The organism is Pedobacter nutrimenti, from assembly GCF_032678445.1.
In the GTDB taxonomy this organism is placed as follows: domain Bacteria; phylum Bacteroidota; class Bacteroidia; order Sphingobacteriales; family Sphingobacteriaceae; genus Pedobacter; species Pedobacter nutrimenti_A.
Window position 1 is genome coordinate 204,431 of sequence record NZ_JAVTSQ010000001.1, and the last position, 11,401, is coordinate 215,831.

The 11,401-nt window shown below is 41.9% G+C and carries 12 protein-coding genes and 1 other RNA gene; 1 reads left to right on the forward strand and 12 read right to left on the reverse strand.

Annotation, left to right across the window (positions count from 1 at the left end; all coding sequences use genetic code 11):
- Positions 1-134: 134 nt before the first annotated feature.
- The 8 genes from R2S08_RS00910 to R2S08_RS00945 all read right to left on the reverse strand — a co-directional run bounded on the left by R2S08_RS00910 (position 135) and on the right by R2S08_RS00945 (position 4,361).
- Positions 135-614: an SRPBCC domain-containing protein gene (locus tag R2S08_RS00910; protein WP_316833434.1), complete on the reverse strand. Its 480-nt coding sequence runs from the start codon at positions 612-614 to the stop codon at positions 135-137.
- Complete coding sequence (locus tag R2S08_RS00915; RefSeq protein WP_316833435.1) at positions 598-936, reverse strand: metalloregulator ArsR/SmtB family transcription factor; 339 nt, start codon at positions 934-936, stop codon at positions 598-600. Before R2S08_RS00915 ends, R2S08_RS00910 begins: the two co-directional genes overlap by 17 nt.
- Positions 937-1,000: 64 nt before the next feature.
- Complete coding sequence (locus R2S08_RS00920) at positions 1,001-1,525, reverse strand: type II toxin-antitoxin system HipA family toxin (protein WP_316833748.1); 525 nt, start codon at positions 1,523-1,525, stop codon at positions 1,001-1,003.
- Positions 1,414-1,806, reverse strand: a complete 393-nt coding sequence (locus tag R2S08_RS00925) for a HipA N-terminal domain-containing protein (RefSeq protein WP_316833436.1) — start codon at positions 1,804-1,806, stop codon at positions 1,414-1,416. The genes R2S08_RS00920 and R2S08_RS00925 overlap by 112 nt, the downstream gene beginning before the upstream one ends.
- On the reverse strand, positions 1,803-2,111 hold the full coding sequence (locus R2S08_RS00930; RefSeq protein ID WP_316833437.1) for a helix-turn-helix transcriptional regulator: 309 nt from the start codon (positions 2,109-2,111) through the stop codon (positions 1,803-1,805). Before R2S08_RS00930 ends, R2S08_RS00925 begins: the two co-directional genes overlap by 4 nt.
- A 158-nt stretch (positions 2,112-2,269) precedes the next feature.
- Positions 2,270-2,636, reverse strand: a transfer-messenger RNA (tmRNA) gene (ssrA, locus tag R2S08_RS00935).
- A 66-nt stretch (positions 2,637-2,702) separates the two neighbouring features.
- Positions 2,703-3,905 carry a pyridoxal phosphate-dependent aminotransferase gene (locus R2S08_RS00940; RefSeq protein WP_316833438.1) on the reverse strand — a complete coding sequence of 401 codons (1,203 nt, stop codon included), beginning with the start codon at positions 3,903-3,905 and terminating at the stop codon, positions 2,703-2,705.
- 63 nt (positions 3,906-3,968) lie between these two features.
- Positions 3,969-4,361, reverse strand: coding sequence for a DUF1573 domain-containing protein (locus R2S08_RS00945; protein WP_316833439.1), 393 nt, complete (start codon positions 4,359-4,361; stop codon positions 3,969-3,971).
- 129 nt (positions 4,362-4,490) lie between these two features.
- Here R2S08_RS00945 and R2S08_RS00950 point away from each other — a divergent pair, with 129 nt between their 5' ends.
- Positions 4,491-6,914 carry a thiamine pyrophosphate-dependent enzyme gene (locus tag R2S08_RS00950; RefSeq protein ID WP_316833440.1) on the forward strand — a complete coding sequence of 808 codons (2,424 nt, stop codon included), beginning with the start codon at positions 4,491-4,493 and terminating at the stop codon, positions 6,912-6,914.
- Positions 6,915-6,975: 61 nt separating this feature from the next.
- Here R2S08_RS00950 and aroC read toward each other — a convergent pair whose 3' ends face one another.
- The 4 genes from aroC to R2S08_RS00970 are packed head-to-tail and all read right to left on the reverse strand — an operon-like array spanning position 6,976 to position 11,353.
- A complete protein-coding gene (gene aroC / locus R2S08_RS00955; protein ID WP_316833441.1) occupies positions 6,976-8,064 on the reverse strand; it encodes a chorismate synthase in 1,089 nt (362 codons plus the stop codon).
- Between the two features lie 16 nt (positions 8,065-8,080).
- Complete coding sequence (aroA, locus tag R2S08_RS00960) at positions 8,081-9,334, reverse strand: 3-phosphoshikimate 1-carboxyvinyltransferase (RefSeq protein ID WP_316833442.1); 1,254 nt, start codon at positions 9,332-9,334, stop codon at positions 8,081-8,083.
- Positions 9,335-9,336: 2 nt separating this feature from the next.
- Positions 9,337-10,476 carry a chorismate mutase gene (locus R2S08_RS00965; RefSeq protein ID WP_316833443.1) on the reverse strand — a complete coding sequence of 380 codons (1,140 nt, stop codon included), beginning with the start codon at positions 10,474-10,476 and terminating at the stop codon, positions 9,337-9,339.
- Between the two features lie 43 nt (positions 10,477-10,519).
- Entirely contained in the window at positions 10,520-11,353 is an 834-nt protein-coding gene (locus R2S08_RS00970; protein ID WP_316833444.1) for a prephenate dehydratase, read from the reverse strand.
- Between the last annotated feature and the right edge of the window lie 48 nt (positions 11,354-11,401).

Below are 11,401 nucleotides of genomic sequence, written 5' to 3' on the forward strand. Positions count from 1 at the left end.
GACATTAAATATACAAATACATAAATGTAATTTGAAAGTCAAAACCTTATTTAGAAAGGTTATAAGCCTATAAACGAGTAACAATACTGCTACTTCTTGTTTTGTTGAAGGAACAGGAAGTAGCAGGGAGGAATTTATTGGCTTAATAATAGATTTAAACGGTCGAACATGCTGAACCAGCTCTGATAAGCTCCTGTCTTTTTAGCTTCTTCTTCGTCGACGGTTTGGTGTAATGTAACCTTGGTTTGTTTACCAATGGGTGTAAATGTAATTGTTGTAAGAATAGCTTGTGGCCATTCCTCTGGCTTCCCGGCTTCTGCAGAGCTAACTGTATCGCCATGTTCGTTGGTGAGAACCATGGAGAAAACTAATTTTTCAGGAAAGGTTACCTCCTGGTAGATGCCTTTGATCCAGCACGCTCCATGGACAGGATCGTAGATGCAGGAATGGAACTGACCGCCTTCTTTTGCTTCTATGGTTTTAAATTCGACTGTACAGCCATCAGGTGCATACCATTGTTTTAAGTGTTCAGGATTTGTCCAGGCTTCAAAAACAAGCTCAGGAGAAGCGTCAAATAAATGCGTTATTAAAAGTTCTTTATGGTCTTTTTTCATCGTTTTTAGTTTTTACTTCGGTTAAATATTGATCTAATTTTTCGAATCTTCTTACCCACAGTTTTCTGGATTGTTCTACCCAGGTGGTTACTTCATCGAGTTGGTCTAATTTCACTTCACAGAACCGGTCTCTACCGCTTTGTTTGATCGTGATGAGTCCACAATCGACGAGGATCTTGACATGTAGAGAGACAGCTTGTCTGGTCATGTCAAATTTTTCTGCGATAGAATTAACATTGTGAGGCTGGGCAGCCAGAAGGTTAATGATTTCTCTTCGGGTAGGATCGGCTATGGCCTGGTATACATCTCGTCTGGCTTTCATAATATGCAAGTAAGTGATTGCAAATATAAGAGCAAGTATTCGCTTGCGCAAATAAAATGTTAATTTACTTTTTGATTGAGTGCCAGATCAATTCAATATGGGATTTTTGTACGTTGTAATCTTTGGACAGATATTTCCATTTGTTTAGGGCACTCTTTGTTTGCTCAATAATTTCTTCTATGAGCTTTTTTGATAGCTTAGCTTCCAAACCAAGTTTATATAGATGTTGGGTCGAAGGTTTTTTGCCCTCGCCCATTATCATAGTGCTTTGTTCACCATTTGGTCCACTTGAATAAGTAAGATCGTAAGCGGGGGCAAGCTTCCATTCTCCATTTTCACTCATAAGAAAACTGAAGTTTTTTGCATGATCGTCTCTGTTATGAGATAATACATTGAAAACGGCGAGGCGATAAATTTTTTCTACTTCACGGATGTCTTTTGTTAGTACAGCAGTTAAATTGAGTAGATCTTCATAGTCTAGTGCAGGGGTTCTGAAATCACTATGCAGTAGGCCACTTGAACCAAAGCACCCATTCCAAATAATCCGACGTGTGCCAAGCGATCCAAAGAAGAAATACTTGCAGGTAATATTCCTTGAGATCTCATTGTACGGTCAAAAAGCAGCCGCCCCCATCCATCGGGTAAACTGTCGCTGAAAACACCTGCTAGCCCTTCAAAGGGACGTGTTGGCAGTTCTATAAGACCCTTTTGCAATGGAAGACGGAACGGGGATATTTCTATACTTTTTTGTCTGAATTCCTCGTTATATTCAAAATAGATAGTGCTGTTACGTATAGCTAAACGCCCTACTGGCTGAATTTGTGAGCCAAAATCCAATCCAACTTTAATTTCTGTAATGGGACGGATCATTTTTTACTTCCTCTTTTTCGTGTGATACTATTTGTATCTTTTAATACTTCATCTATCGATGTGAAATTTGGCTTTGACGGTTTCAATACTTGGATAGTTTCTTCCAGTCCACCAACAACCATCAAAAGCTTCAGAAAGGATTCCAGAGAAATAGAACCTTTTTGTTCGAACTTGCGCAAAGTAGCAAGAGGAACACCTGATCGTTCGGCCAAGCCCTGTTGGGTCAACTCCATAGATAGTCTTCTCTCTTGAATATTCTTGGCCAGTTTTTGTTGGGCTTTAGATGTGGATATAAGTGATATCATAGTAGTAGTAGTATGATTTATTGACTAGTTAGTGATACTATAGTATTACAAATTTAATGAATTTTAATTAGAAAGTTGATCCTTTCTATCGTTGCTTTGGGGGGGAGGAGGGAATGTGTTTGTATATTAAAAAAGGGATTTCCAGTTGGAAATCCCTTTTGTGGAGCCGAAGGGGTTCGAACCCTTGTCCAGTTGTGTGATAAATTATGCCTTCTACATGCTTATCTTCCAATTAATTGTCGGGAGCAAACGGGCTGGTAGCCGACCTTGCTTGTCTCCTTAGATGCTTTATCTCGCAACTGCATCGCACCATACAATTGCCAGCATTATTATTTCGATGCCCCGGATTCTAACCTAACAATGCAGCAGTTAGAGGGACAAAAGCTAGGCTAATTCTAAATTAGGCAGCTAAGGCGTAGTTATTTTCGCCAATTATAGTGTGAACGTTCTCTTTAAAGTGCTCTCCGTACAACGCACTGCATGCTTACATACTCAGCGCCACCCTGTCAAATCCAAAACGGCCCCAGTACTATGCTGATGATCTGAGGTTTAACTACTCCCTTCTGTCATCAGCATACAAAGTTACGAAAATTATGCCAATTTACGGCCAGGATATTGTTTTAAAGCAATATCTAAGCAATCCATGGCTTTATTCAGGTCGTCGGTGTTTAATACGTAAGCCATACGCACTTCATTCTTTACAGAATCTTTACTGGAATAAAATCCGGTAGCTGGTGCCATCATGACAGTTTGTCGTTCATGCTCAAAGCTTTCCAGGATCCACTGACAGAATTTGTCGGCATCGTCTATAGGAAATTTGGCTACGACATAGAAGGCACCGCCTGGGTTTGGACAAAGCACACCTTCCATTGCATTTAAGCGGGATACCAAGGTGTCTCTTCTTAAAGTATATTCTTTATTTACTTTTTCAAAATAACTATCAGGTGTGTCAACTGCTGCAGCTCCGGCAATTTGCTCTACCATGCCTGGACTTAAGCGCGCTTGTGCAAACTTTAATCCGGATTTGATCACTTCTTTATTCTTGGTGATCAGACAACCTAAGCGGGCACCACATGCGCTGTACCTCTTAGATACGGTATCCATAACGACTACATTGTCATCAATACCGTCCAGGTGCATAGGAGAAATAAATTCCCGGCCGTCGTAACAGAATTCGCGGTAAGCTTCGTCAGAGAACAGGAACAGATCATATTTTAAGCAGAGCGCTTTTAATGCTTGCAATTCTTCTTTTGAATATAGATACCCGGTTGGATTGTTTGGGTTACATATAATAATAGCCTTGGTTTTCTCTGTGATTAGTTTCTCGAACTCTGCAATAGGCGGAAGGGCGAAGCCATTCTCTATATGAGACAGAATAGGTTTTACCACCACATTACTCATGCAGGCAAATCCATTATAATTGGCATAGAAAGGTTCGGGGATAATGATTTCATCGCCTTCGTTTACACAGGTCTGCATAGCAATGGTAATGGCCTCAGAACCTCCAACGGTAACCAGTATGTCTTCGGGTGTGATGTTATACCCCAGTTTATTGTAATATTCAGTCAATTTTACCCGATAAGCCAAAGTGCCTTCTGATGGGGTGTAGGCCCAAACTTTAAAGTCAATGTTCTTGATCGCATTCAACATGCCTTCAGGCGTTTCAATATCTGGCTGACCTATATTTAAATGATATACTTTTTTACCGTCTTTTTTTGCCTGATCGGCAAAGGGGGTGAGTTTTCTGATAGGAGATGCAGGCATCTGAACTCCTTTTTCGGATATTTTTGGCATGGCACAAAAATAAAAAACCTCGTTGATTAACGAGGTTTTAATTTAAAAAATTAAGTTAAATTTTTACTTGGTTGATCCGGCAACGGTTTCACCTTTAATGTACAAAACTTTAGTAGTCGTTTTTGCATTTGAAGTGATGGTAATGCTCTTGCTAAAAGGAAGGGCAGCACCGGCTGGATTATAGGTTACTTTGATGACACCAGTCTTGCCGCTTTGTACCGGAGTTTTGGTGTATTCAGGAACTGTACAACCACATGTGGTCTGTACATCTGTCAGGATTAGCGGTGTTTCACCCACATTTGTAAACTTGAATTCTACTGAAACTGGCTTTCCTAACGGAATTTTACCGAAGTCATAAGATTCTTTATCAAATTTAAATTCTGCAGGTTTAGTTTGAGCGTTTGTTGAAACTGCTATACCTAAGATGAAGGAAAATAGGACGATTAACTTTTTCATGTTTGTATGTTTTAAACAAATTTAATGTTTAAATTGTTATTTCAAATAGTATTCCAATATATAAATTACGTTACATCGCTAACCCCGGCTTTATAAAATGTTTATCTTTGTGCCGTAACATAAATGCTTATGACGCCAAATAATAAACTTACTACGAACCCTATTGATGCTTCCGAGTTAAGTTTTGAAGACTTCAAAACGATTGTGATTAACGATTATAAGATTGCTTATGAAAGTCGGCAGGCAAGTTTGTTGGGACGTAAGGAAGTTTTAACAGGTAAGGCAAAATTTGGCATTTTTGGTGACGGTAAGGAATTGCCTCAAATTGCCATGGCCAAGGCCTTTAAGAACGGTGACTGGCGCTCTGGCTATTACAGAGACCAGACCTTTGCTTTTGCAACAGGTATATGTACACTGAAAGAGTTTTTTGCGCAACTCTATGCAAATCCTAGCGTAGAAGCAGATCCGGCTTCGGCAGGAAGGCAAATGAACTGTCATTTTGCTACGCGTTCTATTAATGAGGACGGCAGCTGGAAAGATCTTACAGAGATGAAGAACAGTTCGTCTGATATTGCGCCAACAGGCGGGCAAATGGCCCGGTTGGTTGGATTGGCCTATGCCTCCAAACTTTATCGTGAAAATCCGGAATTGAGTTATTTGAAAAATTTCTCTGTTCATGGAAATGAAGTGGCTTTTGGCACTATTGGTAATGCTTCTACTTCTGAAGGTGTTTTCTTTGAAGCTATTAATGCTGCTGGGGTTTTACAGATTCCAATGGCAATGTCTATCTGGGACGATGCTTATGGCATTTCGGTTCCTGCAAAATATCAAACGACAAAGGAAGATATATCGGAAATACTTAAGGGTTTCCAGCGGGATGAAAATGCAGAGGGCTATGAAATCTATAAGGTAAGGGGCTGGGATTACCCGGCACTTTGTGAGACCTATCAGCAGGCCATTGAGGTTTGTAGAGAGCAGCATGTTCCTGTATTGATCCATGTAACCGAAGTTACTCAGCCTCAGGGTCATTCGACTTCCGGTTCTCACGAAAGATATAAAGATAAACAGCGTCTGGACTGGGAACGGGAATATGATTGTATCCTTCAGATGCGTAAGTGGATGATCGAATCTGCTATGATTACGGAAGAGGAGATCACTGAGCTGGAAGCAACAGCTAAACAACTGGTACGTGATGCACAGAAAGAAGCCTGGAATGAATATCTGGCTTCTATTAAAACTGAAAAAGACCAGGTAATCGATATGGTTTCTGCCTTGGCCAAAGGTGACAACAGGCTAACTAAAATTGCATCGGAATTATCTGGTGCTGCAGATGCCCAGCGTAAAGAAGTATTTTCTTCTGTAAGAAGGGCGTTGCGCTTAACGATAAATAAACCATCTGCAGAACGTAGTACGCTTGTACAATGGTATGCCCAGCAGGAAGACCTGAATGCAGATCGTTACAATTCTAAATTGTTTACAGACGGAAAAGAAAGTCCTTTCCTGGTCGATCAGGTAGCCGCAGAATACGAAGAGGAGGGTAAAATGGTAGATGGAAGGGAGATCTTAAATGCTTGTTTCGATGCCAACTTTGCTCGTGATCCGCGTTTGGTTGCTTTCGGAGAAGACTTGGGTAATATTGGTGATGTAAACCAGGGTTTTGCAGGTTTACAGGCCAAATATGGTGAATTGAGGATTACCGATACGGGTATTCGTGAAATGACTATTGTGGGGCAGGGGATAGGTTTGGCTTTACGTGGCTTACGACCAATCGCAGAGATCCAGTATCTGGACTACCTGCTGTATGCTTTAAATATTTTGAGTGATGACCTGGCTAGTCTGTCTTACAGGACCAAGGCCGGACAAAAAGCACCAGTGATCATCAGAACGCGTGGACACAGACTGGAAGGCGTGTGGCATTCGGGCTCTCCGATTTCAATGATCCTGGGCTCCTTGCGTGGATTACATCTTTGTGTACCTCGTAATATGACCCAGGCTGCGGGAATGTATAATACCTTATTCCGTTCTGATGAGCCTGCTATTGTTATTGAATGTTTGAATGGTTACCGTTTGAAAGAGAAGTTGCCTGAAAATGTTGGATCTTATACTGTTCCGCTTGGGCAGGCTGAAGTGATTCAGGAAGGTACAGATATCACTGTGGTTTCTTATGGTTCTACTTTACGTATTGTGGAAGAAGCAGCAGAGGAATTGGCCCAAATGGGAATTTCTGTAGAAATTGTTGATCCACAGACTTTATTGCCCTTTGATTTGAACAAAGTTTGTGCAGGTTCTTTACAGAAAACGAATAAGTTACTGGTCGTTGATGAGGATGTTCCGGGTGGTGCAAGTGCTTATATTCTGCAGCAGATCCTGGAAGACCAGCAAGGGTATTATTCTTTGGATGCGCAACCTAAAACTTTAGCTGCAAAAGCACATCGCCCACCATATGGTTCTGATGGAGATTATTTCAGCAAACCTTCTGTGGACGATGTTGTAGAAGCGGTTTACCAGATGATGCACGATACAAATGCTTCTAAATATCCTTCTATTTTTTAATTTGCCTCACCCTCCTGAGCTTATCTCAGGAACTCAAAGGAATTAAAACAAAACAAGCAGGCTATAGCCTGCTTGTTTTGTTTCTGAGCAAATGGTCTGCAAGGACCAGTGCTGCCATAGCTTCGACAATAACGACGGCTCTTGGAACCACGCATGGATCATGGCGTCCTTTGCCTTTGATCTCTGCGGCGTCTCCGGCTGCGTTAATGGTTTGCTGATTGTGCATAATGGTGGCTACAGGTTTAAATGCAACGGTGAAATTGATTTCCATACCGTTGGAGATTCCACCCTGGATTCCGCCAGAAAAATTGGTCAGGGTTTTGGGTGCTCCACTGGCGGGAAGAAAGATGTCATTATGTTCTGATCCTCTCATTTCACTGCCTGAAAATCCAGAACCATATTCAAATCCATGTACCGCGTTTATACTGAGCATTGCTTTGCCAAGATCTGCATGTAGTTTATCGAAAACCGGATCACCCAGGCCAGGAGGGCAGTTACGAATAAGGCAACTGATTTTTCCACCAATGGTATCTCCGTCTTTTCTGACAGCATCTATGCATTCGATCATTTCTTTTGCCGTTGCCGGGTCTGCACAGCGTACAATGTTTTCCTCTCTGATCTGAAGCAACTCCTCGACTTTAAGGTTGTCGAGATGAGGCGCGTTGATCTTTCCCACTGCAGAAACATGGGCAAATATTTCGATCCCATGGTGCTTCAATAGCAATTTAGCTACAGCTCCAGCCGCAACTCGTGCAGCTGTTTCGCGGGCAGAAGAGCGACCGCCACCTCTATGGTCCCTGATGCCGTATTTTGCGTCATAGGTATAGTCGGCGTGTGACGGACGGTAAACATCTTTGTTGTGTTCATAATCCTTTGATCTGTGGTCTTCGTTAGGGATCAGCAAGGCAATTGGTGTTCCTGTACTTTGACCATCAAAAATCCCGGACAGGATTTCCACCGTATCACTTTCTTTTCTCTGAGTGGTGATCTTGGATTGCCCTGGTCTTCTTTTATCCAGTTCCGACTGGATAAACTCCATGTCTATGGGTAATTGTGAAGGACAGCCGTCTATGATAACCCCAATCGCTTTTCCGTGTGATTCACCAAATGTGGATATTTTAAACAATTGCCCGAAGGTATTTCCAGCCATATTTTTTTATTTAAAATTAGATTTCATTTACGGTAAAACCTGCTTTTTGTAAGTCTCTCCAGAAATCGGGATAGGATTTTTCAACCACATCCATTTCTTCCAGTACTACCTCTTTGATCAGCAAGGCCAGCGGGGCAAAAGCCATAGCCATCCTGTGGTCTTCGTAAGTAGCGAAGCTAACGCGTTCAGGAAATTCAAGTTTGTCGCAATTTAAGGTATATACCTTATTGTTTTCAGTTAAAACGACACCAATTTTAGCCAGTTCATTTTGCAGCGCTTTTACCCGGTCTGTTTCTTTGATCTTTAAGGTTTCAAGTCCGGTAAAGACCAGGTTTTTTCCGAGAGCCGCCGCACAAACAATAATGGTTTGCGCCAGGTCTGGACAATCTTTCAGATCCAAAATTTCCTTGCTGAAGTCTTTGTCAGAGCTGGTTAGGCAGATGCCATTGGAGGTTTTTGTTGTATCTACACCAAAAGCAAGCATAATTTCGCGGATACGGCTATCGCCCTGAAGACTCTTTTCTTTCAGGTAGGGTAAGCTGATCTGTGCTTTCTCTGCCAGGGCTGCAATAGCATACCAATAAGAAGCGGCGCTCCAGTCTGGTTCTACAGTTAGTGTGACAGATTGGAAAGGCTGTGGTTCGATGGTGATCCTGTTTTCAGACCAGCTGTGTATAATGCCAGCTTCTTTCAGCATATCCAACGTCATATTCACATAGGGAAGAGAAGTTAGTTCTCCTTCTATTTCTAAGGTAAGCCCATGTTTTAATGCAGGGGCTACCATTAATAATGAAGAGATATACTGGCTGCTCACATCGCCTTTAATTTTTACGGTATTGTTTTTTTGGTTTAAAGGACCTGTGATGTTTAGCGGCGGAAAGCCTTCTTCTCCGGCATAAGTGATTTCTGCGCCAATTGCTTTCAGTGCTTCTACCAGGATTCCAATCGGCCGTTGTTTCATTCGTTCCGTTCCGGTAAGTAGAAAATTACCATTTGCAGCAGATAAATAAGCGGAGAGGAAGCGCATTGCTGTACCCGCAGGCCCCACATCAACGGTATGCTGATGTGGATGGTTTTGCGGAATATTATTCAGAATGCGGTCTAAAGTAACGGTATCTGCAGCATTAGACATGTTTTCTACTTTTACGGTTCCTTTGCTCAGTGCCGCCAGGATCAATGCCCTGTTGCACTCGCTTTTAGAACCCGTAAGGCTGATTTCGGTGTCTATATGTCTGTTCCCATTAAAAGAAACAAGCGCATTTTTACTCATAGTTAGGCTTTAACTTCGGTGTGTGCTTCTGCAGCAATTCCTTTTTCGGCTTTGCCTGCATTCATAATTTCTGTTTGTTTTCTGATGGATTCACCGTGTACCAGCTCCAGGAATCTTTCTGTGAAGTTCAGGTCCAGGTTCAGTGCTTTTGCAAAGGCCGTTCTTTTTTGCATGATCTCATCCCAACGGTTTACCTGTAGAATGGTTACGTTGTTATCTCTTTTGTATTGACCAATTTTCTCTACGATAGACATGCGCTCTCCTAATTTTTGGATCATCAGGTCATCGATTTTGTCAATTTGTTTTCTCAGGTCGGCCAGCTTATCTGTAAATTCTTCGTTTTTAGATTCTGGTTTACGAAGGCTGAAGCGCTCTGCAAGTTCTGCTAAAGCGGCAGGAGTAACTTGTTGTTTGGCATCTGTCCAGGCTACTGAAGGATCAATGTGAGACTCGATCATTAAGCCTTGCATATCAAGATCCAGTGCTTTTTGTGCAATGTAAGGAATCAGTTCACGGTTACCACAGATATGGCTTGGATCGTTGATGATTGGTAATCCTGGGCAAAGTGTTTTCAACTGGATGGCCAGTTCCCACATTGGTTCGTTACGGAAAGAACTTTTCTCAAAAGAAGAGAAACCTCTATGGATAGCACCTAATTTAGTGATGCCTGCATTGTTGATTCTTTCTAATGCACCAATCCATAAAGACAAGTCTGGATTTACAGGGTTTTTAACCAATACAGGGATGTCTACGCCTTTTAACGCATCAGCAATTTCCTGTACAGTAAAAGGGTTAGCTGTAGATCTGGCACCTACCCAAAGGATATCAACACCTGCTGCTAATGCTTCCTCTACGTGTTTTGCTGTGGCTACTTCAACTGCTGTTGGCAAGCCCGTTTGCTCTTTGGCTTTATTTAACCATTCCAGACCAATGCTTCCGATACCTTCAAATTCTCCCGGACGGGTACGTGGTTTCCAGATTCCAGCTCTTAGAACAGATACTTTTCCTGTTGCGGCTAATAAATGTGCAGTAGATAATAATTGTTCTTCAGTTTCAGCACTGCATGGACCAGAGATGATTAATGGCTCGTTTTTTACGTTTAACCAGCTGCTTAGTGGCTGAATGTTCAAATTTAGTTTCATTATTGGTGGGGTTTTTTAGTTTTAAATATTTTTGTTCTTTAAATTATACTTTGTCGTTTTTGGCGTATTCGCCCATGATGTTAAAATTGATGGTGTACTTCAGGGCTTTACGTACTGCAGTATCGTACTTTTCCATGTTGTTCCATTCGATGTCTACATAGAAATAATACTCGTTCCTTTTCCCCAATACCGGCATGGACTGGATTTTGGTCAGATTAACATCGTAGTTGGCGAAGATGTTGAGTACCTGTGATAAAGCGCCAACGTGATTGCTGACCTGGAAACAAACAGAAGCTTTGTTGATCTCTCTGTCGTCTTCTGATTTGTCCTTTTTCAGGATCAGAAAACGGGTAAAGTTTTTCTTGTTCGATTCAATCCTTCTTTCCAGGATGGTTAGACCATATAATTCTGCAGCAAGGGTATTGGCAATGGCTACAGTATCGGTAAGCTGCTCATCGCGGATTTTCTTGGCACAAGCCGCGGTGTCTACGCTTTCTACCACCTGAAGGTGAGGGAACTCATCAATGAAATCGATACACTGACGAAGGGCGATTGGGTGGGAGGTAACATATTTTACATCTTTCAGTTTTACGCCTGGCAAAGCCATCAGGTGTAATTGGATGGGAAGGTAAACCTCACCTGTGATGGCAAAATTGAATTCCCGCAGCAGGGTGTAGTTTGGAAGCAGACTTCCGGCAATAGAATTTTCTATGGCCATCACCACGAAGTCTGCCTCTCCCTGTTCCAGCTTTTCGCAAGTCTGTTTAAAGGAGTTACACTCCACAGTTTGAATGTCTTTACCGAAAAATTTGAATGCAGCTTCCTCGTGGAATGATGCTTTGATACCTTGAATTGCTACTCGTGTTGCTTTCTTCATTTTGCTTAAAACAAAAAAAGTCCCGGCTTCTGGCCGGGACTTTTGTAT

What these genes read in the sequence shown, in the direction of transcription:
- R2S08_RS00915 (WP_316833435.1), bottom strand. Translation starts at nt 936, where the DNA reads ATGAAAGCCAGACGAGATGTATACCAGGCCATAGCCGATCCTACCCGA.
- R2S08_RS00965 (WP_316833443.1), bottom strand. Translation starts at nt 10,476, where the DNA reads ATGAAACTAAATTTGAACATTCAGCCACTAAGCAGCTGGTTAAACGTA.
- R2S08_RS00970 (WP_316833444.1), bottom strand. Translation starts at nt 11,353, where the DNA reads ATGAAGAAAGCAACACGAGTAGCAATTCAAGGTATCAAAGCATCATTC.
- aroA (WP_316833442.1), bottom strand. Translation starts at nt 9,334, where the DNA reads ATGAGTAAAAATGCGCTTGTTTCTTTTAATGGGAACAGACATATAGAC.
- R2S08_RS00950 (WP_316833440.1), top strand. Translation starts at nt 4,491, where the DNA reads ATGACGCCAAATAATAAACTTACTACGAACCCTATTGATGCTTCCGAG.
- R2S08_RS00910 (WP_316833434.1), bottom strand. Translation starts at nt 614, where the DNA reads ATGAAAAAAGACCATAAAGAACTTTTAATAACGCATTTATTTGACGCT.
- R2S08_RS00940 (WP_316833438.1), bottom strand. Translation starts at nt 3,905, where the DNA reads ATGCCAAAAATATCCGAAAAAGGAGTTCAGATGCCTGCATCTCCTATC.
- aroC (WP_316833441.1), bottom strand. Translation starts at nt 8,064, where the DNA reads ATGGCTGGAAATACCTTCGGGCAATTGTTTAAAATATCCACATTTGGT.
- R2S08_RS00925 (WP_316833436.1), bottom strand. Translation starts at nt 1,806, where the DNA reads ATGATCCGTCCCATTACAGAAATTAAAGTTGGATTGGATTTTGGCTCA.
- R2S08_RS00945 (WP_316833439.1), bottom strand. Translation starts at nt 4,361, where the DNA reads ATGAAAAAGTTAATCGTCCTATTTTCCTTCATCTTAGGTATAGCAGTT.
- R2S08_RS00930 (WP_316833437.1), bottom strand. Translation starts at nt 2,111, where the DNA reads ATGATATCACTTATATCCACATCTAAAGCCCAACAAAAACTGGCCAAG.